Source organism: Ignavigranum ruoffiae, from assembly GCF_023195815.2.
GTDB lineage: Bacteria > Bacillota > Bacilli > Lactobacillales > Aerococcaceae > Ignavigranum > Ignavigranum ruoffiae.
In genome coordinates this window covers 796219-820896 of sequence record NZ_CP096206.2, presented here as the reverse complement: position 1 = coordinate 820896, position 24678 = coordinate 796219, and the positions used below count along the sequence as shown (strand labels likewise).

The following is a 24678-nucleotide window of genomic DNA, read 5'->3' as shown; positions in this document are numbered from 1 at the left end:
AAACTGATATCATCGTCTATTTGTCATAGACGACCCTATCAGTCAGATTGAAAAATTTATAAAATAGATTGAATCACAATGGGTTAAGCCTAGCCCATGGCTTTCAGGCTTTTGAATCTGCTAGACTAACTTGCGAAAGTTCTTGAATTAATATCATCTTCTCTTCTTCACTGTATACATTGGCGCCACTAGCCAAAGGATGACCGCCACCTTCATGAAGACTAGCAATTTGATTAATGCTGGATCCTTTGGAACGAATGCGACAGCGCCAATAAGACGGTTGGGTATCCTGCTCAACAAAAATAACCCAAGTTTGCACATCACGAATCCGACTCGGCAGATTGACAAATAAATTAGTATCTTCTTCGGTCAATCCATATTGTTGACGTAACGCAATTGGAATTGACAACCAAGCCACACCAGAATCATTGATTTGTAAGTGATCAAAAAAGTAACCTTCAAATTTGGCTTGCTGATAACTTAATAACTGGAATTGATTATTAATGTCATAACGATCAAAATCATATTGACTAAGCCAAGCTGCAATCTTAAAGGTATCGGCGCTAGTTGAGCGGAACATAAAGCGGCCCGTATCCCCCACGATACCCGCATACAATAAGCGAGCTATTTGGGCATCCATCGGTAATAACTCACTTTTGGCTTGAGCCAGTTGTCCGATAATTTCACTGGTTGAGCTGGCTTGAGGATAAATGATTTGCAAATCCCCAAAATCTTCTACTAGGGGATGGTGGTCAATTTTAATTATTTTTTGACCTAAAGAATAATATTTGCCATCAATTCTTTCTTCGTTAGCTGTGTCACAGATAATCACTAAAGCTTGAGCATAATCTTCTTTGCTAACTTTATCCATAGCCCCAAGCCATTCTAAGCCTCGGCTCTTACTACCCGCAGCTAACACACGTTTTTGAGGAAAAGCCTTACTTAATAAATGCTTCAAACCAAGTTGAGATCCTAGGGCATCAGGGTCTGGCCGTTGGTGACGGTGAATAATAATCGTTTCATAAGATGAAACCAGTTTGATAAATTTTTCTACTTCTTGCTGAGTTATATACATAGACTACCTATCCTTTATCAATAATTTGGGCCGAGATGATTGCCTTGGCCGCTAAAGAATTCTGATTAAACAAGTCGACCTGCATGAGCGCTTGTCGCCGATTAATATTAAAGATTTCTACCTTAATTTGGACATTAGACCCCAGCTGAATATGGGAGAAATAGTTTAAATCCATCTTCTCGATGATACTATTGTGTTTGGTCTTCTCAATCAATTTCTTACGTGACGCGTAAGTAATAACCTCACAGAGAATCCCATAGGAAACTGTCCCTGAATTGTTGATCATCCGCGGTTGAATCTCAACTTGATAATCATAATGACGATGAAGATTGTTCAAAGGATAATCCGTCAGCGTCATCATAATTTCATCTTCAAAAGTATTGTTGATTTGTGGCTGTTGTTGAATCATCTGCATGGCTTTCATCACATCTTGACGAGAAACTACACCAGCTAAATGATAGTTATCTTCAATCACCGGTATCATTTCGATATCTTCCCAAACCATCTTATAAGACACACTGGCTACCGACGTATGCTTATTGACTGTAACGACTTTCTTCGTCATTACCCGTTCGATACTGGTAGACTGTTCTTTACCAATAATATCCTTGGCGGTAACGACTCCTACTAAGCGCTGATGGTGATGAACCGGAAAACGCGAGAGGCCTGATTGATCTGCCAATTCATAAAAGCGTTGAATCGTATCACTGGGTTCCAAGGCATAAGTTTCTTCAATCGGCGTAAAGATCTCATTCACCGTTAGAATTTCTTTTTTTATTTCTTGATTAATGATTGACCGGTTAATCAGACTAGCTACCGTATAAGTATCATGTTCACAAGAAATTAAAGGTAAGGACAAATCATTAGCTAGTTGGATAATCTTCTGGCTGGTCTTAAATCCACCCGTAATCAAGACAGCGACTTGGTTATTCAGGGCTAATTCTTGAACCGATTCCCGGTTACCGACAATGATCATCGAATTCTTGTCAAAATACCGCTTCATCGATTCTTCGGTCATCGCCCCGATAATAAATTTATTAAGATGTTGATGTAAGCCAGCTTCCCCACCTAGAACTTCACCATCAATGATTCTGACAATTTCATCAAAGGTCAGCATTTCTGAGATTTTTTTCTTTTTCTCGATTCGTATGGTGGCCACCCGCTCAATGGTTGTCACCAAACCTTGAGACTCCGCCTGCTTGATGGCCCGATACACGGTTCCCTCACTAATCGAAAGCTTACGGGCCACGCCGCGAACTGAAATACGTTCGCCAATTGGTAGAGTTTCAATATAGTTAATTACATCATTTAATTTAGACATCGCTTAACCTCACATCTTTTAATGATACATTTAGTATATCATATTTAATCGAGCCTGCTACTTTAGATTTCACGCTAAGAATTTTAAAGCTTAGCCTAAGGCCACGTCTAGAATCATCATAATCGTAAAGCCGCCCATCAAACTTAGGGTGGCTAAGTCGGTGTAATTGGAGGCTTGAGATTCTGGGATTAATTCTTCGACCACCACGAAGATCATCGCACCGGCGGCAAAAGATAAGGCATAAGGCATTAAACTAGTCACTAGAAGAACGCCAAAGGCCCCCAACACGGCGCCAACAGGTTCAACGAGGGCGGAAGCTTGGCCAAGTTTAAAGGAATCCCACTTGCTACGTCCTGTTCCGCGAATCGGTAAGGAAAGTGCCGAGCCTTCGGGAATATTCTGAATCCCAATCCCAATCGTCAAGGCAATCGCACCAGCGAGGGTCGCTGAATCTTGGTGAAGCGCTGCGGCGGCAAAAGCGACACCCACCGCCAGCCCTTCAGGAAAGTTATGAATCGTCACTGCAAGGAATAATAAGGTCGTCCGAGAGAGACGATTTTGATTAGGATTCGTATCGCCATGATCCTCTGCATAATGGACATGGGGCACCATGACATCCAAAAGTCTTAAAAAAAAGCCCCCGAGGATAAAACCAAAAGCGACCGGCAGCCATACTGGCAGACCATGACTATTAGCTGCCGCATATTCTAAGGCAGGCGCTAGTAAAGACCAAAACGAAGCAGCAATCATGACTCCTGCAGCAAATCCTTGCATCATTGCCAGAACTTTACCGTTCACATCTTTCATAAAGAAGACGAAAGCCGAACCCAATACCGTACATAACCAGGTAAAGATCCCCCCAATCAAGGCTTGACCAACAGGCCCTAAATTCTCAAAAAATTCTATTATCATTCCACCCCTATATATTTAATAGGCATTCTTGTTCCAAACTTCGGTCGAAATTTGAGACAGTAACTCCTAATAATCGTATTTTTTCTCCTAATAAATTAAGGCTTCGCCATAATTCTATCACATTTTCGAGAATCTGTTGGTCATTTTTGATTGGTTGGGTTAGAGAATGCTGACGGGTTACAGTCTGAAAATCTGCGGTTCGCACTTTTAAAGTCACGGTATAGGCTTTCAAGCTTTCTTTAATTAAATGCCCTCCTACCTCTTGACTAAGTTCAGTTAAACTCGCCATGACTTGTTCTTCGGCCGTTAAGAAATTTAGAAAAGTTCGTTCTTTGCCCAGAGATTTTCTTAAACGTGAAGCTTCTACCCGGTTACTCGCAATCCCTCTGACCTTATAATATAAAGATAAACCGGCTTTACCAAAGTGCTTTTCTAACTCTTCCAGGCTAAGCTGATATAAATCGAAACCATCAGCAACATTCATTTCTTTAAGTAAGAATTGGGTCTTGGTCCCAACCCCATGGAAATGTTCAATCGGCAACTTCATCAGAAATACGTGGGCTTGTTCAGGCTCGATAACGGTCAAACCGAAAGGTTTCTGAAAATCTGAGGCCACTTTAGCCAAAAATTTATTATAAGAAATCCCTACTGAACAGGTAAGACCGGTTTCTCGCCGAATTTCCTGTTGAATGGCTTGACCAATCAACGTGGCACTAGGACAATTAAAATGATTCTGACTAATATCGAGATAGGCTTCATCAAGAGAAACGGGCTGCACCAGATCGGTATAGCGATAAAATATCTGCCGAATATTTTGTGAAACTTGCCGATAAGTTGACATATCTCCTTTAATAAAGATAGCTCGAGGACAACGACGGTATGCTTCGATCGCTGGCATGGCCGAATGAATGCCGTATTGACGGGCTACATAATTGCAGGTCGAAACAATGCCCCTTCCACCAGTTAAATTTGGATGCTTGGCAATCACAACCGGTTTATGTTTTAATTCTGGACGCTTTAATATTTCAATCGACGCATAAAAAGCATCCATATCTACATGAAGAATCTTCTTACTAAGATCTGGTAAAGGATCCGCAAATTCTAACATCCCATATTTCATCACCAACCCTCCTTTTGGTCTAGTATACAAACATTTGTTCGTATACTCAAGACCTATATTTCATTTAGGGTTAAATATTCATCAGAAATGACTTTTAAGATTCGCAAAATTGTCAACAAAAAAGACGACCAGCCGTTAAATCTAGTCGTCTCACGATTTTGTTATTTATTTTCTTGTGGATCTTCTTCAATGTCGCCTTCAACGACTTCTATTTCTTCTGAATGCTCTTCAGGGGATAAATCCTTGACTGAAACTGTCGCATTGGTGGCCGCTGGAGTGTCAACAACTTTGGCAATCGCTGAAAGTTCGAAAGTTAAGTAAACTCCTTCACAGTCAATCACAATTTTATTGGTATCATGTTGGACCTCTTCAACTAGTCCGTGAAGACCGCCAATAGTCACTACTTCTTGACCCGGACGAAGTGAAGAAAGCATATTTTTCTTTTCTTCCATTTGTTTCTTTTGGGGTCTAATCATTAAGAAGTACATGACCACAAACATTAACAACAAGGGAACTAAATTAACTAACATATTCATGATAAAACTCCTCTTTTTTTATTATTTATTGTAACATGTTTATCCTATGATGGCGATTATTTTAGAAAGCTGGTGCGTTGGCCTTGAAGTAACCATAACGTTCAAAGAAGGCTTGTCTAAATTCCAAGAGATTATCATCGCGAATCGCTTGACGGACATCCCGCATCAATTGTAACAAGAAATAGGTATTATGAATTGAAGCCAAGCGCAAACCGAATATCTCATCCGCTTTAAATAAATGACGAATATAAGCTCGACTGTAATGTTGACAGGTATAGCAATCGCAATCTGAATCAATCGGCTTGAAATCACGAGCATATTTGGCATTCTTCACGACTAGACGTCCATCATGGGTCATACAAGTCCCATTACGAGCAATTCGCGTAGCTAGCACACAGTCAAACATATCAGTACCACGAATCACCCCATCAATTAAAGCATCTGGAGAACCCACACCCATTAGATAACGCGGTTTATTATCAGGTAATTCGGGCACCAAATAATCTAGCACGGCGTTCATTTCTTCTTTGGTCTCGCCGACCGACAAGCCACCGATCGAATAACCGGGGAAATCTAGACTGACCATATCTCGCACATGACTTAATCGTAAATCTTTATAACCTGCGCCTTGACAAATGCCGAAAAGAGCTTGCCGGTCAGGGTGTTTATGAGCTTGCAGGCCACGTTCTGCCCAGCGTGTTGTCCGGGCAATGGAATTCTTTACATAGTCATAAGATTGATGGAAATCTGGGCATTCATCGAAACTCATGATAATATCAGCCCCGAGGGCATTTTCAATATGGATCGCTTTTTCTGGTGAGAGGAATAATCGTTCGCCAGAAATATGATTGCGAAAGTACACGCCCTCTTCTTTGATTTGACGAATGTCACTCAATGAAAAGACTTGAAATCCACCTGAATCAGTCAATATTCCTTGATCCCAATTCATAAATTGGTGCAAGCCTCCGGCTTCTTCGACAATATCTTCTCCAGGTCTTAACCATAGATGATAAGTGTTGGACAAGATGACTCCAGCACCCATCTCTTTTAATTCCTCTGGCGACAAAGACTTGACTGTGGCTAAAGTACCTACCGGCATATACATCGGCGTTTCAAAACTTCCATGCGGGGTATGTAAAATTCCTAAACGGGCCCCGGTGTGTTTCTCAGTTTTAAGCGGTTCATACCAGACTGGGGCTTTCGCTTCATTCATAAATTTCCTCCTTTAATTCAATTCAACTTCAAAAATAATCGGATAGTATTTTCCAGTTAAATAAAACAAATTGTCTTTGATATGGGCAATACCATTTAAAACATCCATAGTTTGGCGCTGGCTGGGTGAAATTTTTGCCTGGTCAATAATAGGTGAAAGGTCATACACTTTCTTAACCTCGCCTGTATTCCCATCGATAGCGACAATAGAATTACTATACCACACATTGGCATAAATTAAACCATTGGCGTACTCCAATTCATTTAATAATTCAACCGGTTCTTCATCTAAATGGACTTGAATTTTGGCTAACAGATCAAAATTTTGGGCATCTCGTTGATAAAGCGTAGAGCTACCATCAGACATCCATAAGACATCGGCTTGAGCATCATAAGTTAAACCCCATCCTTCAGTATCATAGGCCACTTCCTTAGTCAGCTCGAAACTTTGATCATCCCAGAGGAAAGCCTTGCCAGATTTCCAAGTCAATTGCCAAATACCATAAGGTGTATCCGTAATGCCTTCACCGAAATATTCATTGGCCAACTTCACTTTACTCTCTAAAGTCCCCGTGTCAGGATTTAAATAACCCAATTGTGACTGATCATATTGTCCCGATCCGATTAAAATCCGTCCTTGCTTATCAACTGTAAAGCCTTGGGTAAACAATTCCTGATCACTAGGTAGGATAGATACTAACTTAACCGGAGAATTCATGATGGATAAATTCAGCATCATGAATAAGCTTAGAATACAATAAAGCATAATCATCCCTCCAGACTAGCATGATAAATTATAAATTGATACAATGAGAATACTTTTGAAGAAAGGATAGCCAAACATGTACCATTTTTTCATTACTATTATATCAGGTCTATTTAAGTTATTAAATGGGCGACCGCTTATCCAGGGACTCGAGAATATCCCTAAAGACGACAGTGTCATCTTTGCAGCGACCCATCGGTCTGCCACTGATCCCTTCTATCTTGCCATTAATTTGAAAGACAGAACGATTGCTTTTATGGCTAAAGAATCAATTTTTAAATTTAAACCGCTGGCAGCATTATTAAAATCAGCCCATGTATTCCCAGTCAATCGGGATAAGCCATCGACCAAAGTCATTAAACACTCGGTCAAACTCTTAGCAGATGGACTTGACTTGGGTATCTTTCCCACCGGCTCTCGTTACTCCACAGAGGTCAAAGGGGGAACTGCCTTTATTCAAACTTTAAGCCACAAAGCGATTATTCCGGTATCCATTCAACCGCCAAGCAATTTCTGGCAATTTATCAGTCGTCGCAAAGCTCGCATCGCCTTTGGACCAGCCATTCCCTATATTGAAGGCAAAAAATATAAAAAAGCTGATTTGGCAGCCATTGATCAACAAATTGCTGAAGAGTTTGACCGCCTGGATAAATTAAATAATCCGGATTATAAATATATTCCCAAAAAGAAAAAGACAATGTAAAATATTCCACTTCGGCGGAGCAAGCCTTAACTGCAGCAGTTAGAATTTATCTTATAAAAGCAAAAAGAGTTGCCTACTCGAGCTAGCAACTCTTTTTCTTTTGGTTATGTTTACCCTTTTTCTGCCCTTTGAGCGAAAAATTGGCTTATTATATTTCTTTCCACAAAAATGAGTTTTCAAACAAAGCTATTTAGATTGCATCTTCATTGAAGCCATAATTTGTTTAACTTTCTTTTGTGATGGTTTTTGTCCCATTTGGGCCATCATTGTCATAATCATACGTTCATCAATCGGTGGATTTTCTTTAAAATAATCCATCATGTATTTACGTGAAATAAAGAATCCGCCAATCAGTCCTCCAATAAGGGCTAATAAAACAATCAAGATCCATACCCAAGTTTCCATCCTATCCCTCCTTCAATTAACATCTTAAATATTGTACTAAAAAATGAGTTTAAAACCAAGTAAAATTTAAGGTCGATGTAAGCCTTTATCTTTTTGAATTTTTTTGACTTTAGCCGAGGTAAGGTCATTTCCTTCAGAATCGACGATTTTTATTCCTTCGATATGATTGCGCATACCACGTCTGAAAGCTTGTAAGTACTCTTTACGAAGGGTGACTTGTTCTTTCAATTCAGCGTCAGTCAATGATTCGGTCTTTTTCTTTCGAGCTAAATAATTTAATCGATCCATCTTTTCTTTCTCTAACATAGAATCTCCTTTCAGCGAACATTTGTTTGCTTCATCACTTTATCTTTGTTATAATAACATTAAGAAATAGAAAGGTACAACGCTTATGACAAAAATTAGCCAAAAACAATTAAATATTCTTAAATCCATTCATGAAACAATTGAATGTAAAGGCTATCCACCAACCGTCCGCGAAATTGCCGCTGAAGTGGGTCTGGCTTCGACGTCGACGGTGCATGGCCACTTGTCTCGCTTAGAACAAAATGGCTTTATCAGTCGCGACCCCAGCTTAACCCGAGCCATTGAACTAACCGAACAAGGTTTTCAAGCATTGGGACTCAATCAGCAGCCAGCTTCGATTCCCCTATTAGGACGAGTTGCTGCCGGCAGTCCTATTCTTGCTGTTGAAGATGCCACCGACTATTATCCGATTCCCAGTCATTTAGAGAAATTTGATCCTGACGAATTGTTTATGCTTGAAATTAATGGTGAAAGCATGATTAATATTGGTATCCTCGATGGTGACTTGATAACCGTCCGTAAGCAGAGCCAGGCTAATAATGGGGACATTGTAGTTGCCATGACCATGGAAGATGAAGCAACCTGCAAACGATTCTATAAAAAAGATGGTTATTATATACTCCGACCTGAAAATGACTTCATGGAAGATATTATCCTTAATCAAGTCAGTATCCTAGGAAAGGTCGTTGCCTTATACCGAGAATTTTAATCGATATTTAGACTGATTAGAGGCTATTTTTCAATTTTATGATACGAGTCTCACTCAGTTCGCCTGATTGAAAGAGATTGAAGTCACCAATTTGTACCCTCCATCAACCCATCAACAAGAAAAATCCACTTCTTTCTAAGCCCTTGCCAACCAAATGGCAAGGGCTTATTTCGTGGATCAGTGAACCTTAAAGTATAGCTCAAATCATTCATTTAATAATTTACGCTAAAACACACTATCAACCAGTCTGACCAATGATAAAAATAGACTTTTCATCGCCGATTTAGTATTTCATTAAGGCTTTATATTGATAGCCTTTGAGCTTGTCTTTACCATTTAAGTCGACTAACTCAATTAAGAAGGCACAACCAGCGACAATCCCACCTAATTTTTCTACGAGTTCAATGGTCGCTTTCATGGTTCCGCCAGTAGCTAATAGATCATCAATAATCAGGACTCTTTGTCCGGGTTGAATAGCATCTTTGTGAATGGCCAAAATATCAGTGCCATATTCTAAATCATATTCCACTTCTATGACTTCGCGAGGTAGTTTGCCCCGTTTTCTGACTGGAGCAAAGCCAATTTCCAAAGCGTAAGCAACCGGGCAACCTACAATAAAGCCACGTGCTTCGGGTCCAGTCACAACATTTACTTGCAAATCTTTGGCATAGTCAACGATTTGTTGAGTTGCATAGGAGAAAGCTGGGCCATCCGCCATGAGTGGCGTGATATCGCGAAAGATGATACCCTCACTTGGATAATTATCAACACGGGCAACATAGTTTTTTAAATCAATCATTGATCTTCTTCCCTTCAAAATACTCTTTCACAACCTGCAAAGGTTGGAAATTTAATAACGCTTCAGCTTCTAGACTCGCTAGGTAAGTCTGGTAACTCGGTAAAGAGAAGATATCAATCTTCTCATGCTGGCTTGGATCTATATTCTGTATCCAACCATCCTTTATTGTAACAAATCCTGCTTCGAAAAACATCATAATCAAGACTTTCAATTGAATTACCGGTATATTTAAACGAGTTGATATCATCGGTAGGCTAGTCCGGATTGGATAAGCTTCTTGACTCATCTGCCATAGATAAAATTTCTTGACACTTTGATAGGTCGGATTACCTGCCAAATATTTAGAACCCTGATGATAACTCGCCAGAATAATCCGACGCCAAGAGTGATTTTCCAGAATTCTCTGTAAATCTTCGAGGCGCTTTGGCAACTGGAAGATGACTAAGTTTTCTAAATCTTGCCACTGAGATTCCAGAGTCTGCTCATTTAATAGTATGGCGCGACTATCAGTTAATAAATGCTCTTGATATTTAGTTAATAAAGTCTGACTAGTAAATAAATATAAAGCCTGATCGAATTGAAAGATATTCTCATCGACGGTTGAAGACCGCCAATCAATCCATTGTTGGCCACGGATCCCCAGATCTTCAATCACAATTTGAGCCTGGCTCTGGTTTCTAAATTGATTAATACTAGCCTGACCCACCAAAGAAATTTTTTGCCCCTCATTCAAAAATTCTCCTTGGTCTGCTTTATGGAAACCAATCGCTTGACCGACTGCAGACTTATCTTGATTGGTAAAATTCAATTTGAGATGTTGGCTGTCGTTGCCTAAAAACCGAACAGATTCAAGTTCAACATCCCCCAATAAAATTAACGGCTTGGCATTATCCATACCAAAGGGCCCTAATAAATTCATTTCTTGAATGAAATCCACGGTCAATTCTTCAACCCTTAATACCAGATCAATATTGATGCTTGGTGGAATAGCCAGTTGCTCTTGATAAGCTAGCATTGTCTCTTCTAAACCGGACTTAAATACTGACCAATTCGTCTCAGTCACCGTCATTCCAGCTGCCTGGGCATGTCCGCCAAAGTATTTTAAATGGGGTTCTTGTGTTTTTAAGATATTAAATAAGTGAATCGCGGCCGTACTCCGTCCACTTCCCTTATATTCTTGGAGATCTTCAAAATATTGAAAAAGCAGCACCGGTCGCTGATAAGTCTGACACAAACGTCCGGCAGCAATTCCTAAAACCCCTGCCTGCCAATTAGCATCGGCTGCAATAATAATATTTGGTAAGGCTTGTCCTTCCAGTTCGGCTTCAATCTCAGTCATAATTTGATTAACAATATCTTGCCGTTGTTGATTGGTCTTCTCCAACAAGTCAGCCAAGAGACTAGCTTCTGCTGCTTGATGAGTGGCGAGTAAATCGTAGGCCGGTCGAGGATTAGCGAGTCGGCCCATGGCATTTAAGCGTGGACCAATAATAAAGCCAATCGTCTCTTCATCTAGGTCATCAAGTTCTACCTGACCTCGCTTTAACAATTCGATGATCCCCGGTCTTTGACTGTGTTTCAATAAGCTGAGTCCACTCTTGACAATCGTTCGATTCTCATCAGTTAATGAGACCATATCGGCGATAGTTCCAATCATAGCTAATTCTAAGGCTTCGGCCGGGACCTCATCTAATAAGGCGGAAGCTAACTTCAAGGCGACCCCAGCTCCTGATAAATCAGAGAATGGATAAGTACCCTCTGGGTGACAAGGATGAATTATTGCATAAGCTTCGGGCAACCGATCTTGGATTTGATGATGATCGGTCACAATAACATCCACTTGGGCTTCTTTGGCCAGGGCTAGTGCATCGAAGCCAGCTACCCCATTATCACAAGTTATAATCAACTGAATACCTTGATCGATAAATGCTTGGTATCGTTCAGGATTGGGGCCATATCCATCGGCAAAACGATCGGGCAAATAGACCTCAACTCTTGCACCCAACGATTCTAAAGCTTCACTAAGAATCAGTGTGGAAGTAATCCCATCGGCATCGTAATCTCCATAAACTAAAATAGCCTCTTGTTCAATAATCGCTTGTTGAATTCGCTCCACGGCAACATCCATCTCATGAAGCAAATGAGGATCATGAAACAATTGAGGTTGAGCTTGGATAAATTCCTTTAAGTCCGGCAGACTTTCAATCCCACGCTGAACGACTAAACGCAAAAAAGCTGGCGAAAATTGATTGCCGGCTTCTTTAAGAAATGCTTTTTGATTGTCGGTATAATTTTGTGAAGGAAGTTGCCAATCTTTCTTCGCTAGATTGTATCTCACTCAGAGACCTCCTTCTTGACTAAAGTTTTTGATCCGTTACATATGAATTATCCTCTTCAGCCAGAGACGGGTCGTCGGATTGACTTGCTTCATGATGATTAAAATCCGTTTCTGTTGTATGGCTTTCAACACTTTCTGATTCATAAGTAGCAATGTGACGTTGCTGCTCAATCTCTTCACGGAGTTGACGGATTTGTGCATCTTTTTCATTTAGGTTTTCTTGATGAGTCCGTTTCAAGCTGTCAAGTTCTTTATTCAAGCTGGTATTATCTTTACGGTTGGACTGGATAGCCGCCATGGAAGTCAATAAGCCAACAATCACTCCCACAAGTAGACTAAATAAAATCACCAACACTAAAGGAACTTGAAAATTCACTACAAATAAATCAACTAGAACGGCGCGGGTATTTTGTAAGGCAAAGACCACCACTAAAATTAAAGCAATAATCATGGTAATCACTTTCCATTGTTCTTTCATCACAAATCCTCCTTAAAATTTAAAATCTCACTGGACACGAAGTCACCAAAGTTGGGAAATAGCTTATAGCATAGATGCAACAGATTAAAGTAGCAAGGCAGGGTAATCTCTCTTAGCTTTTCTTGCACAGAGATTGTCAATTACTTTTTTGCTTACGTATTGGGGAGAAATCAAGAATCGTTTCACTTTTTGATAATAGGTGATTAATTCTGGACTGGTCGCGAAAAAAGGCGTCGCTACGGGCCCAGGGTTGACCACCGTCACAGAAATCCCCTTTCGCTTCAATTCTAAGCGTAGACTATTTGCATAACCAATTATAGCAAATTTACTAGCAGAATACACGCTAGATCTCATCGTCGCCATCTGCCCAGCCACTGAAGCGATTATGGTAATCTGGCCAAATCCCTGGTCTACCATCCTTTGTGCCAGGCGAGTGGTTAGATACATGGTCCCTAAAGTGTTCACCTTAAACATGGCCATCATTTCTTGATATGTAAATTCAATCGCCAATTTGAACTGACCATAACCCGCACAGGCAATCAGCGCATCGATTCGCTGAAAAGATGAATCAATGTCTTCAATGAACTGATCGATTTGTTCAGCCTGGCTCAAGTCATATCGATAAGGCCAGGCTTTAGTAGGCGTTGTTTGCTGAATGGTTGCCACTACATCCATTAAGCGTTGTTGGTTACGACCTACTAAAATCAAGTCATATTTACCCTGCTGGGCTAAATCTAAAGCAATTTGCCGGCCAATCCCGCTGGAAGCTCCAGTAATGATGATGACAGAATTTTGCATGGTTCCACCTATCCTTTGATTGAAATCTGGTCGAAATCGTTCACCACTTTGACCGAAGCGAATGTCTTTCCAGCTTCAGCCTGTAATTGTTGAATATCTTGACCTAAATAACGGGCGGAAATATGGTTGAGTAATAAATGTTTCACTTGTGCTTGTTTGGCAATATTCGCAGCTTGTTGGCTAGTAGAATGATGATATTGATGAGCCATTTTATGTTCATTGGCACGATGTGTCGCTTCATGTACCAAGCAATCTGCCTGCTTAGCTAGAATGACACTGTTAGAACAAGGACGACTGTCGCCTAGAATTGTTACAATCCGCCCCGCTTTTTTCGGTCCAATAAAATCCTTACCATCAAGGATTTGACCATCTGGCAGCTGAACTTGCTTTCCTTGCTTGAGTTGGCCCAATAGAGGTCCATTTGGCACCTGATACTTAGCTAACTTATCCATTAATAGTTGCCCTGGTTGATCTGGTTCAATGACTCTAAACCCAAAAGATAAAGTACCATGATCCAGTGGTAAATATTCCATCGTCCAGTGACCATTGAGTTGAAGTTTACCCCCTTGAGGATCAAGCTCGACTATTTTCAAAGGATACAAGAGTTTGCTTTTTGAGAATTTCAAACTCGATTGAATATAATTTCTTAAGCCTGGCGGACCAAATACTGTCAAGTCTTCTCGTTCAGCTATTTGAAAAGACCGACTAGATAAGAAACCAGGCAGCCCAAAGATATGATCTCCATGGAGATGACTAATAAAAACTTTACGAATTTTACGAGGTTTTAGACTCGTCTTTAAGATTTGATGTTGGGTTGCTTCACCACAATCAAATAACCAAATCTCATTTAATTCATCTAATAGTTTCAAGGCAAGTGAGCTGACATTTCTTCCCTTACTAGGAAGTCCGGCTCCAGTTCCTAAAAATAAAAGTTCCATAGCATGCCTCTTTTCTTCACGATTATTATAACAAATATTTTACCATTGAAATAAAAAAATGTTCAAGACAACTAAATTCATTACAGGAATCTTCCAAATTTAGTTGCCTGAACATGGTATGAGTTCTTATTCATTTCTTAAACGATAGACTTCTTGGGCGATAAATTTGGCAAATTCTTTAGCTCCATCAACATTAGGATGGGTTAAATCATCATAAAACCATTCATCGTGATCATTTGAATAAGATTTCCAGTCAATAACGTTCACATTACCGAACCGTTGAGCGGCAGCAAAGAGTTGATTATTGGCATCTGTTTCCCAAGGTTTATCAACTTTAGCGGTCACAAAGAAAATTGACCGATCGCTACCAATCGCTTCAATATAATCATTCAACTGGCCTTCCGTAAAGGTCCCGTTGGACCCTAAAATTGTCACTACAACTGGTTTAACCATCTGTTCTGATTGTAACCAACGAACATGATCTACCGTTAAGTATAGCTGCCGGCCCACTTCGCCATCGACACTGGCTTTAGGGAAAATCTTCTCGATATCCTCGGTCGCACTTAATAAGACCGAATCACCAATAAAGGAAACATCTAAACCATTAGCATATAATAGTTCTTGTTGATTTAAACCTTCAATATTATTAATAACTTTCTCTTGTTGACTCTCTTCTGTCTGAGTTTTTTTGGCGATTTCTTGATTTTTCTCAATGACTTCTTGAATCTGTTTAGCCGTGTCATTCTTGGCTTCGGGAGCTAGGATCCCACCGATTAAACTTAAGGCCAACAAGACAATATAGCTGCCACTGATGATCTTTAATGGCAGATAACGACCGGTGGCTTGGCGCAGATAACGAAATTGTTCTTGAGCTTTCTTTAAATTGAAATCTTGGCCAACAGGTAAACTAATCTTCTTCTGTTCAAAGATTTGATAGCTAACCTCACTTAAGACTAATAATAGAACCATCTGCACAGTAATCAACAGATTTAAATTCTTGGTCAAGCTAGCTGATAAAGATGGCACAATTAAATAAATTGGGTAATACCAGAGATAAATTGAATAGGAACGTTTACCTAAATAGGTCAACAAGGGAAAACTTAACAGCTTATTAATGATGGTTTGGGGATGCAAACTTGTAATCACTAAAACGGCAGAAACAATGGTAAATAAAGTCATACCAAAGTTATAAGCAAATGGCATGGTCCCATACATAAACTTGGCCATTAAAAATAATAAAAGAAAAGCAACGATAGATATCCCATTAAAAATTAATTTATATCTTGGACTCAAAGGTTTCGCTTTAAGTTTCGGTGGCAAGATTAAGCCAATCACGCCACCAAAAGTATAGGCAAATCCTCGAGTGACCAAACTATAATAAACATGGGTAGGATCTTGGCCTTCCTTATACCAATAAGCCATCATAATCATCGACAAAATCGAGATAATTAAAAGGAAGTTGGCCGCGATTGATGGTTTTTTGTGCCAGGTGTAGAACACGGTAATCAATAACGGTGTCAGAAAGATTAATTGGCCAAGTAAAGATACATACCAAAGATGGGTAAAGGCTGAAGGATTGGCAGCTTGCACGAAATACGATTGTTCATTAATGATTTGAAAGTAATTATTTAGAAAAACTAAGCTCGATAAAGCCATATTTCTCAAGTTAAATAAATAGTCACGGGCAAAGACCAAAATGAAAGGGATGGTCGTGATAATCATCGCCAACATTGGGAAAAAGAGCCGGTTTAGACGTCTTTTGAAGTATTCCAAATAGGAGAAACTTTCATTTCTCAACATTTTTAAATAAAAGTAGCGGAAATTAAAGAATCCAGCAATCAGCAAGAAGGTATTTACCGCTAGAAAGCCCCCTGGCAAAATATGTTGAAAGAAATAATAAAAGATGATCATCAGGATGGCTAAGCCTTTTAAGCCATCAAAGATTTTGAGTCTTTTACCAGATTTATTGCTAACATTCATGATATATTCTCACCTAATCCATAAATTCAAATTGGAAACCTGAAATTTCAACCAGATCTCCGCTTTGGGCACCCTTGTCCCGCAAGGCTTGGTCAATTCCCATCGACCGCATTTGACGAGCAAATCGCTGCAGGCTTTCATCATGGGCAGTATTGGTCATGGCAAATAATTTCTCGATCTTCTCGCCACGAATCACAAAATAGTCGCCATCTAAACGGTCAATGGTAAACTCTGCTGTCTCATCGGCTAAGGTAAAGGTCTTATGATCTTCGATAGTCGCTTCTTCTAGTGGGATAAATTCACTTGTCTGCAGGACTTGATAGGTGCGCTCCATTAGCGCTTGTATCCCTTTATTCTGCCAAGCAGAAACCTCAAAAATTTCGGGCATATTATCCTTTTGGTCCTGATAAATGGTCGCTAAGGACTGCTTGAAGCTAGCTAAATTCTCTTGCGAATCAGCCTCATCCATTTTGTTAGCGACAATAATCATTGGTCTTAATAATAGACGGTCATTATAAGCCTGTAATTCAGTCATAATCTGTTGGAAATCAGCAAAGGGATCGCGTCCATGTTGAGCGGACATATCAACGACATGTAGCAAGACTTTCGTTCGTTCAATATGTTTCAGGAAATCAATGCCTAGACCCACCCCTTCTGAGGCGCCTTCAATCAATCCGGGCATATCCGCTACTACAAATTCACGGTCGACGGACAATTTTACAACCCCTAAATTAGGACTTAAGGTCGTAAATTGGTATTCGGCAATTTTAGGTTTAGCATTGGAGATGACCGACAATAAGGTTGATTTACCCACACTTGGATATCCGATTAAAGCGACATCGGCCAGTACCTTCAATTCTAACTGTAAATCAAATTCTTCGCCGGGTTCACCATTCTCCGCAATCGATGGTGCCGGATTCTTATGAGTTGCAAAACGAATATTACCTCGGCCTCCTCGGCCGCCTTTGGCCACGACGACTTCTTGTCCATGATGAACCATATCCGCAATGACTTCTTCACTGTCCGCCAATCGAATAATGGTTCCAGGAGGAACTTTCACATATAAATCATCAGCAGCCGCACCGTATTTACTCTTGCTCATTCCATTTTGGCCGGATGCCGCTTTAAAGTGACGATTATATCTAAAGTCCATGAGAGTATGAAGACCCTCATCGACAACGAAAATAACTGAGCCGCCTCGACCGCCATCGCCCCCAGCTGGCCCTCCATCGGGAACATATTTTTCCCGCCGAAAAGCCACCATGCCATCGCCGCCTTTGCCCGCTTTTACATTTATCGTTGCATAATCTAGAAAAGATGACATTGCTTGGCTCCTTTCTTTAATCTATCTATTTGAAATTAAAACTTGCTAATTAGTCGCGTTGGATCAAAGACACTTAGAATATAGTGTGATAAGTGACCCATGGTTTGAAGTCGATTCTCTCTAATGACAGGATCTTCATGATTGACCATATTTTCTTCAAAATAGGTCGCAATCATTGGACTGGCTTGAGCCATTAAATTAATAAAATCAACAACTGTTTTAGTCGATTTTACCATATTCAGCCATTCAATCAATTGAAATTCAGATTTAGATTGTAAGGCCTCTTTTTGTATCACTTTTAACTCATCGATATCTCGGCCTAAGTTAACAATCCGGCTGATATTCTCTACCATTTGTCGATAGTCTTGGGCTGCTTGATTCTTGAAAGTCTGCAAGTGTCGTGCAGTTTGAGTCATCTCTAACAAATTTAACTTAGGTTGAGCTGTGATGGCTTCGATAATATCATGGTCAATATCTTCTTTAGTCATTAATTGAGCAAAGCGAGCTTGATGGAATTCTTTAAGAGCTTGAATCAATGATTCTGAATTCTCTGCTTTGTCACCGGCCAATTTATCGAATAATTCAACTAAATCAAAATCCCACTGACGATCTAAAATAATTTCAACAACACCCATGGCTTGACGTCGTAAGACATAGGGATCATTAGATCCGGTTGGAATGAGACTCACATTAAAGTATTGGAATAATGAATCTAATTTATCAGCTAAAGCAATTAAGGCACCAGCTAGACTTTCAGGCAAAGCGCCCCCACTATGGTCGGGGTAATATTGGCTACCAATAGCTTGAGCAACTTCTTGACTTTCACCATAATGCTCCGCATAAACTTGTCCCATGTGGCCTTGGAGTTCAGAAAACTCGTCCACAATATAAGTCATCAAATCAAATTTATAGATTTGACTGGCTCGTTGAGCAACGATGAATTCCTGGTCGTCTAAATTAGGAATTAATTCGTCTAATAAATTAAGAATCTTACCAACCCGACTTTGTTTTTCTGCATAGGTGCCTAACTTATAATGTTCTTTCACTTGACTCAATTGTTCAAGATAGAAATGCAAAGGTCGTTTCAAATCTTCTTGATAGAAGAATAAAGCATCTTCTAAGCGAGCACGTAAAACTTTTAAATTTCCTTGGCGTACATTATCTAAATAATTGCTATCGCCGTTTCTAACTGAAATAAAATAAGGCAATAAATCTTTACTTGCTTGATCTTGGACGTAGAAATACCGTTGATGGTCGCGCATGGCCGTAATTAAGATCATCGCCGGAATTTCTAAGTACTTGTCGTCGAATTGACCAGCAAAAGCGGTCGGCCATTCAACAATGGCCGTCACTTCTTCCAATAACCCTTGATCAATTGGAACCACCCATTGATTTTCTTGCTCAATATCTGCAATTTGCTGGCGGATGATTGCCTGGCGTTGGTTAAAATCGGCAATCACATTGTGTTGCTCAAGTAAATTCTCATAATGATCAGCCTGGTCAATAATAACGTCCCCGGCTAAGAAACGATGGCCTCGACTCGCCCGGCCTGCTCGAATATTTAGAAATTCAAAAGGAATAATGTCTTCATCTAATAATGAAACCAACCAATGGACCGGCCGAATAAAGGCAGTCTCAATCTGGTTCCAGCGCATAGACACTGGAAAGGTCATCGCCGACAAAACTTGATCAACTTTGGCTAGAATTTCATTAGCCATTTGACCTACAATATGCTTCTCAACGAAAATATATTCTTGACCCTTCACCGATTCAATGACAATATCCTCAACTTCAGCGCCTTGGCCTTTAAGAAAGCCTAAGGCAGCCCGAGACCAATTACCTTGGTCATCTTTCGCGATTTTTAAAGAAGGTCCTTTAGCCTTTTCGAAGCGATCTGCTTGCTTGGCGGCCACATCTTCGACTAAGATTGCTAGCCGTCTTGGCGTTGCATACTGGCGAATATTTGCATAAGCCAGTTGCTCTTCATTCAAAAAATTGGCCATCCGTTCAGCTAATTGATTACTCAAGTCTTTCAAAAATCTAGCCGGGATTTCTTCCAACCCAATCTCTAATAAATAATTGGCCATAATTAATCTTCCTCCTGCTGATGTAATAATGGATAACCTAGGGCTTCACGTTCGGCAACAAACTGTTCGGCCACGCCGCGCGCCAATTTGCGGATTCTTCCTAGATAAGCGGGACGGTCTGAAGCTGCAATCACACCGCGCGCATCCAATAAATTAAAATTATGTGAACATTTCAAAATATAGTCGTAAGCCGGATGCACCAAACCAGCTTCAATACAACGTTGAGCCTCTTTCTCATAAGCATTGAAAGCCTCAAATAGCAATTGGCTGTCAGATAAATCAAAGGCATAAGTTGAATGTTCCCGTTCTGGTTGCTTAAAGATATCACCATATTTGACACCAGGTGCCCATTGTAATTGATAGACATCCTCAACATCCATGATGTACATGGCCAGACGTTCTAAACCATAAGTTAATTCACTGGTTACCGGATGGCAACGTAAGCCCCCAACTTGTTGGAAATAGGTAAACTGGGTGATTTCCATCCCATCAATCCAAACTTCCCAACCTAAGCCGGCACAACCTAACGAAGGATTCTCCCAATTATCCTCAACAAAACGAATATCATGTTCTAATGGATTGATGCCAATTTCTTCTAAGCTAGCTAAATAAAGTTCTTGGATATTTAAAGGGGAAGGTTTCATGACCACTTGGAATTGATGATGTTGATAAAGTCTATTTGGATTCTCACCATAACGACCATCAGCTGGACGCCGAGATGGTTCAACGTACGCGGCATTCCAAGGTTCAGGGCCAATGGCACGGAGGAAAGTATAAGGACTCATCGTCCCCGCCCCTTTCTCAGTATCATAAGCTTGTAATAACAAACAACCTTGGTCTGACCAAAACTTCTGTAAAGTCAAAATAATTTCTTGCATACTCTGTGCTTTCATAGCTTCTCTCTCCTATCCTCCATAAAAAAATCCCCATGATTACCCGTAAGCAATCATAGGGACGAAATAAATTCGCGGTTCCACCCTAATTCTAGCAAGGAACTAGCACTTAAGATATCCAATTGTATTTGAGTCCGCCTACGATATTGACCTAGCTCCCACTATCCTAAGTTCGCTGAAACATCTTCTTGTTCTTGTCCTCATTGGTTTTAATTCTACCGACTTGCTCGATATTTGTCAATCCATGATCTGCTTTTATCGAGGCTTATTTATCATTAGAAGATGGTTTCAATGAGCCTTGAAATTGTTCTATCTGTTCTAAGAAAGATTTACTTCTTAAACGAATCCCGACAAATTCTTGGTAAATCTGATCCATAAAGTACCGCATCTCTTTTAGCGTTTCAGGTCGGACTTGAATATTATTAATCTGAGACAAAGGTGTTTGGGCCATGAGGATCAAGACTTTCACTGTATTGGAGGATAAATGTAAGCGGTGAGGATCGGCCAAATAATGTTGCTGACAGAGGACACCTTGAAGTGCCATTGAAAAATCCAGTTCTCCCTTTAATCTTCCGCAAAGCTTGCATCCCTGCCAATGCAAATATATACCAAAGCGTTGCAATAAATGGAGCTCGCCATAGATGGTCAGGAGTTGGGCTGATTTGCCCTGAGCCATAGCCTGAAGAATATTCAAAAATAGTTGAAATAATGCATGGTCAGCTTGCTGATCTTCAATACTGGCATCGAATAATTGGGCTAAATAACTCGCATGGGCTTGTTGGGTCAAGTCTTGACGAATCGATAGAAATCGATTCAGCGCAACCCCTTCACGAATAAAAGAAAGTCCATCTGCATGAATCGTGCCGACATATTGATTATAAGTGAGGGGAAATAAAATAGAATGCAAGGGGTGATTAGCCCGGTGGTAATTCTTAATAAAAAACATTTTAAAACCGTATTCTTGGGTAAATATTTTGACCAAGGCATCACGTTCTCGGTAATCTTTTTTATAAATGACTATTCCACTAAAGGAATCACTCATCTAATCACATCCTTAATACTCATCAGGGTGATAGCCCAAGTCCTTTAATTGTTTTTGATGATTGCGCCAATCTTTTTGAACTTTGACCCAGAGATTGAGTCGGACTTTCTCTCCTAAAAGACCTTCAATATCTTTGCGCGCCAATTGTTTCACTTTCTTAATTAGCTGGCCCTTCTTACCGATCACAATGCCTTTTTGACTTTTGCGTTCGACAATGATATCTGCTTCAATGGACATTATCCCCTCTTCATCTGGCCGCATCTTTAAGACATTGACAGCGATTGAATGAGGAATTTCCTCCCGGGTAAAGTATAACAACTTCTCGCGAATAAATTCAGCAACAACAAAATATTCGGGATGGTCGGTAATTTGATCCTGTGGATAATATTGGGGACCTATAGGTAACTTGCTTTTAATGGTCTGAAGTACTTGGTCTAAATTAATCTCTTGGAGAGCCGAGATGGGAATCACGGCATCGAAATTTACTTCTTGACGGTAACTATTAATAATCGTTAGTAATTGATCCGGATGAATCAAATCAATTTTATTAATTAACAAGATTTTGGGTAAAGGATTTTCCCGCAGGTGGTCTAATATCCGCCGATCACCGGGACCAATCGCTTCGCTAGCATTGACCAACATTAAGACTAAATCAACGCCTTGACTTGCTTGAAAAGCCGTTTCAACCATGAATTCGCCTAAAGCATGCTTAGGTTTATGAATTCCAGGTGTATCAATAAAAATTATTTGAGCTTCATCATCCGTATAGATCGCCTGAATTTTATTCCGAGTGGTCTGCGCTTTATCTGACATAATCGCAATTTTTTGTCCAACTAAGGCGTTCATTAAGGTAGACTTGCCCACATTCGGGCGACCGATCAGTGTGACGAAACCTGATTTAAACTCTTTATTTCTCATAATGTCCCCCAATTCCTTCCCCACTCCCAAAGATATGGAATAAAAATTAGACAGCCAATAATTACAGCCATAATACTCGCCAAAAAGACGGCGCCTGCACTCGCATCTTTGGCGACTTTGGCCAAGGGAGCATAACGATGATCGGTGATTAGATCAACTGCCGCCTCCAAGGCTGTATTAACCAGTTCCAGTGCTAACACAATTGAAATGGTTAAACACAGGATGGCCCATTCCGATAAGGCTAGACCAAAAAAACTGGCCATCCCAATTACTAAGATGCTGATGGCAATTTCAATTCTAAAATTCAGTTCACTGCGCCAGGTTTGCCGAATACCTTGGCCAGCATATGAAAATGAGCGAATAACTTTCCGCCAAGCATGATATTTATCGTGAGAGTCCATAACGCTTCAATACCTCTTCTTGAATGCTGAACATCTCTTCAGCCTCTGCCGGTGTTTGATGGTCATAGCCATTTAAGTGTAGAAAACCATGAACCGCTAGAAAGCCAAGTTCACGCTCAAAAGAATGGCCATAAGCTTCAGCCTGTTCCCTAATCTTCGGATAAGAAATGATGATATCACCTAGATGGCTAGGAAATAAGTTTGCTTGTTGATAGATATCAGGGAAATTATCCTGATCACTCTCTTCTTCAAGAGCAAAGCTTAAAACATCTGTCGGTCGATCAATGCCGCGATAATCTCGATTAAGTTGATGAATTGTTTCATTGTCTACAATGGAAATATCCACTTCAAAATCTTGACGACGGTCAATATGAGCCGCTGCCAACTGGATTAAATCGGTAATGATATCGATTTGAGCTTGCTTTAAGCGGTTTTGCTCATCAATCACTTCAATATTCATCTGATCACTCCCTATCTTTAATCAATGTCTTTCAATGGAATGCATTGGTGCTAGAAGCTTTCTGTGAGCTAATTAGATTCCAAGTCTAAATTGAAAATCTAATCCCTTAAAGTATTATTCTTCTTTCTGACTGTATGCTCGAATAATGTCTGCGACTACTGGGTGACGAACGACATCAAATTCATCAAAACTCACAAATTTAATCCGGCGTAGGCCAGCTAACTTTTCTTGAGCATCTTTTAGACCGGATTTAACGCCTTTAGGTAAGTCAATTTGTGTTTGGTCACCATTAATAATCATCTTGGAGCCAAAACCTAGACGAGTTAGAAACATCTTCATTTGGGCGATGGTTGTATTTTGAGCCTCATCCAAAATAACAAAAGCATCATCCAAAGTTCTCCCCCGCATATATGCTAAAGGAGCAATCTCGATTAATCCTCGCTCCATCAAACGATTGGTATGTTCGCGACCATAGATGGCATAAAGGGCATCATAGATTGGTCTTAAATAAGGATCCACTTTCTCTTTAAGATCACCCGGAAGAAAGCCCAGATTTTCTCCAGCTTCAACAGCAGGGCGGGTTAAGATCATTTTCTTAACTTGGCCTTTGCGCATGGCTTCTACCGCCATTACGACCGCCAAATAGGTCTTACCAGTTCCAGCAGGACCAATCCCAAAGACCACGTCATAATCGCGCACTGCGTGACTATATTGAAGTTGGCCGAAGTTCTTAGCCTGAACTGCTTTCCCATCAAAGGTACGGCCAATGACCTCATCATAAAGATTTAAGAAATATTCTAAGCGATTTTCTTTCAACATCTTGATGGCCGTAATCACGTCCATCGTGTGGGGAGTAATTTTGCGTTCTAATAAATGTAATAAATTCATGAACAATTGATAAACTTGATCCACCATCAGCTGATCATCCGCAGAAATAGTTAAGACTTCACCCCGATTAGAAATCTGAACCGGCAAACTCTCTTCAATTAAGGCCACATACTTATCATTGGTTCCTAATACAGCCAATAACCAGTCACTATTCGTGATCACAAGTTGTTTAGTAAATAAGAATTTATCCTTCAAATAATAATCTCCTTCTATCCTCGAATAAATAAAGCATAGCATAATCGCTCACAAAATACACATAGAAAAGTTGA

Annotated in this window: 25 protein-coding genes; 2 read left to right on the top strand and 23 right to left on the bottom strand. The window is 40.2% G+C overall.

The window, feature by feature from the left end:
• Positions 1–103: 103 nt before the first annotated feature.
• The 7 genes from M0R79_RS04030 to M0R79_RS04000 all read right to left on the bottom strand — a co-directional run bounded on the left by M0R79_RS04030 (position 104) and on the right by M0R79_RS04000 (position 6942).
• On the bottom strand, positions 104–1075 hold the full coding sequence (locus M0R79_RS04030) for a DHH family phosphoesterase (protein WP_092570103.1): 972 nt from the start codon (positions 1073–1075) through the stop codon (positions 104–106).
• 7 nt (positions 1076–1082) lie between these two features.
• Complete coding sequence (locus M0R79_RS04025) at positions 1083–2396, bottom strand: DRTGG domain-containing protein (RefSeq protein WP_248416335.1); 1314 nt, start codon at positions 2394–2396, stop codon at positions 1083–1085.
• Between the two features lie 90 nt (positions 2397–2486).
• Entirely contained in the window at positions 2487–3302 is an 816-nt protein-coding gene (locus M0R79_RS04020) for a ZIP family metal transporter (protein WP_375163579.1), read from the bottom strand.
• Between the two features lie 13 nt (positions 3303–3315).
• Complete coding sequence (dinB, locus tag M0R79_RS04015; RefSeq protein ID WP_092570109.1) at positions 3316–4428, bottom strand: DNA polymerase IV; 1113 nt, start codon at positions 4426–4428, stop codon at positions 3316–3318.
• Positions 4429–4589: 161 nt separating this feature from the next.
• Positions 4590–4964 (bottom strand): preprotein translocase subunit YajC, encoded by a 375-nt coding sequence (gene yajC / locus M0R79_RS04010; protein WP_092570111.1) that lies wholly within the window; start codon positions 4962–4964, stop codon positions 4590–4592.
• 61 nt (positions 4965–5025) lie between these two features.
• Entirely contained in the window at positions 5026–6177 is a 1152-nt protein-coding gene (gene tgt / locus M0R79_RS04005) for a tRNA guanosine(34) transglycosylase Tgt (RefSeq protein ID WP_248416339.1), read from the bottom strand.
• Between the two features lie 12 nt (positions 6178–6189).
• Positions 6190–6942: a glutaminyl-peptide cyclotransferase gene (locus M0R79_RS04000; protein WP_248416341.1), complete on the bottom strand. Its 753-nt coding sequence runs from the start codon at positions 6940–6942 to the stop codon at positions 6190–6192.
• A 76-nt stretch (positions 6943–7018) separates the two neighbouring features.
• On the opposite strand from M0R79_RS04000, the gene M0R79_RS03995 reads away from it, so the two are divergent.
• A complete protein-coding gene (locus tag M0R79_RS03995) occupies positions 7019–7645 on the top strand; it encodes a lysophospholipid acyltransferase family protein (RefSeq protein ID WP_092570117.1) in 627 nt (208 codons plus the stop codon).
• A gap of 186 nt (positions 7646–7831) precedes the next feature.
• Here M0R79_RS03995 and M0R79_RS03990 read toward each other — a convergent pair whose 3' ends face one another.
• Both M0R79_RS03990 and M0R79_RS03985 read right to left on the bottom strand, forming a co-directional pair.
• Positions 7832–8050: a YneF family protein gene (locus M0R79_RS03990; RefSeq protein ID WP_092570119.1), complete on the bottom strand. Its 219-nt coding sequence runs from the start codon at positions 8048–8050 to the stop codon at positions 7832–7834.
• Between the two features lie 66 nt (positions 8051–8116).
• The gene (locus M0R79_RS03985; protein WP_092570121.1) at positions 8117–8356 is read right to left on the bottom strand and encodes a DUF896 domain-containing protein; all 240 of its coding nucleotides are present in this window, start codon (positions 8354–8356) and stop codon (positions 8117–8119) included.
• 85 nt (positions 8357–8441) lie between these two features.
• On the opposite strand from M0R79_RS03985, the gene lexA reads away from it, so the two are divergent.
• Positions 8442–9065, top strand: coding sequence for a transcriptional repressor LexA (lexA, locus tag M0R79_RS03980; RefSeq protein WP_248416343.1), 624 nt, complete (start codon positions 8442–8444; stop codon positions 9063–9065).
• Between the two features lie 283 nt (positions 9066–9348).
• Here the strand turns inward: lexA and M0R79_RS03975 are convergent, their stop codons facing one another.
• The 14 genes from M0R79_RS03975 to M0R79_RS03910 form a co-directional block, all read right to left on the bottom strand.
• Entirely contained in the window at positions 9349–9861 is a 513-nt protein-coding gene (locus tag M0R79_RS03975; protein ID WP_092570301.1) for an adenine phosphoribosyltransferase, read from the bottom strand.
• Positions 9857–12202, bottom strand: coding sequence for a single-stranded-DNA-specific exonuclease RecJ (recJ, locus tag M0R79_RS03970; RefSeq protein WP_248416344.1), 2346 nt, complete (start codon positions 12200–12202; stop codon positions 9857–9859). The genes M0R79_RS03975 and recJ overlap by 5 nt, the downstream gene beginning before the upstream one ends.
• 19 nt (positions 12203–12221) lie before the next feature.
• Positions 12222–12680, bottom strand: coding sequence for a LapA family protein (locus M0R79_RS03965; protein WP_248416346.1), 459 nt, complete (start codon positions 12678–12680; stop codon positions 12222–12224).
• An 84-nt stretch (positions 12681–12764) separates the two neighbouring features.
• The gene (locus M0R79_RS03960; protein WP_248416348.1) at positions 12765–13478 is read right to left on the bottom strand and encodes an SDR family NAD(P)-dependent oxidoreductase; all 714 of its coding nucleotides are present in this window, start codon (positions 13476–13478) and stop codon (positions 12765–12767) included.
• A gap of 8 nt (positions 13479–13486) precedes the next feature.
• Positions 13487–14416, bottom strand: a complete 930-nt coding sequence (gene rnz, locus M0R79_RS03955) for a ribonuclease Z (protein WP_248416349.1) — start codon at positions 14414–14416, stop codon at positions 13487–13489.
• A 126-nt stretch (positions 14417–14542) separates the two neighbouring features.
• A complete protein-coding gene (locus M0R79_RS03950) occupies positions 14543–16396 on the bottom strand; it encodes an acyltransferase family protein (protein WP_092570135.1) in 1854 nt (617 codons plus the stop codon).
• Positions 16397–16409: 13 nt separating this feature from the next.
• Complete coding sequence (gene obgE, locus M0R79_RS03945; protein WP_248416351.1) at positions 16410–17720, bottom strand: GTPase ObgE; 1311 nt, start codon at positions 17718–17720, stop codon at positions 16410–16412.
• A 35-nt stretch (positions 17721–17755) separates the two neighbouring features.
• Complete coding sequence (glyS, locus tag M0R79_RS03940; RefSeq protein WP_248416353.1) at positions 17756–19807, bottom strand: glycine--tRNA ligase subunit beta; 2052 nt, start codon at positions 19805–19807, stop codon at positions 17756–17758.
• Positions 19808–19809: 2 nt separating this feature from the next.
• The gene (gene glyQ / locus M0R79_RS03935) at positions 19810–20700 is read right to left on the bottom strand and encodes a glycine--tRNA ligase subunit alpha (protein ID WP_248416355.1); all 891 of its coding nucleotides are present in this window, start codon (positions 20698–20700) and stop codon (positions 19810–19812) included.
• Positions 20701–20965: 265 nt separating this feature from the next.
• Complete coding sequence (gene recO, locus M0R79_RS03930) at positions 20966–21742, bottom strand: DNA repair protein RecO (RefSeq protein WP_248416357.1); 777 nt, start codon at positions 21740–21742, stop codon at positions 20966–20968.
• Between the two features lie 12 nt (positions 21743–21754).
• On the bottom strand, positions 21755–22660 hold the full coding sequence (era, locus tag M0R79_RS03925) for a GTPase Era (protein ID WP_248416359.1): 906 nt from the start codon (positions 22658–22660) through the stop codon (positions 21755–21757).
• The gene (locus M0R79_RS03920) at positions 22657–23061 is read right to left on the bottom strand and encodes a diacylglycerol kinase family protein (protein ID WP_092570147.1); all 405 of its coding nucleotides are present in this window, start codon (positions 23059–23061) and stop codon (positions 22657–22659) included. The genes era and M0R79_RS03920 overlap by 4 nt, the downstream gene beginning before the upstream one ends.
• Complete coding sequence (gene ybeY / locus M0R79_RS03915) at positions 23045–23521, bottom strand: rRNA maturation RNase YbeY (protein WP_092570149.1); 477 nt, start codon at positions 23519–23521, stop codon at positions 23045–23047. The genes M0R79_RS03920 and ybeY overlap by 17 nt, the downstream gene beginning before the upstream one ends.
• Before the next feature lie 114 nt (positions 23522–23635).
• Positions 23636–24604, bottom strand: coding sequence for a PhoH family protein (locus tag M0R79_RS03910; RefSeq protein ID WP_234971654.1), 969 nt, complete (start codon positions 24602–24604; stop codon positions 23636–23638).
• Positions 24605–24678 lie beyond the last annotated feature (74 nt).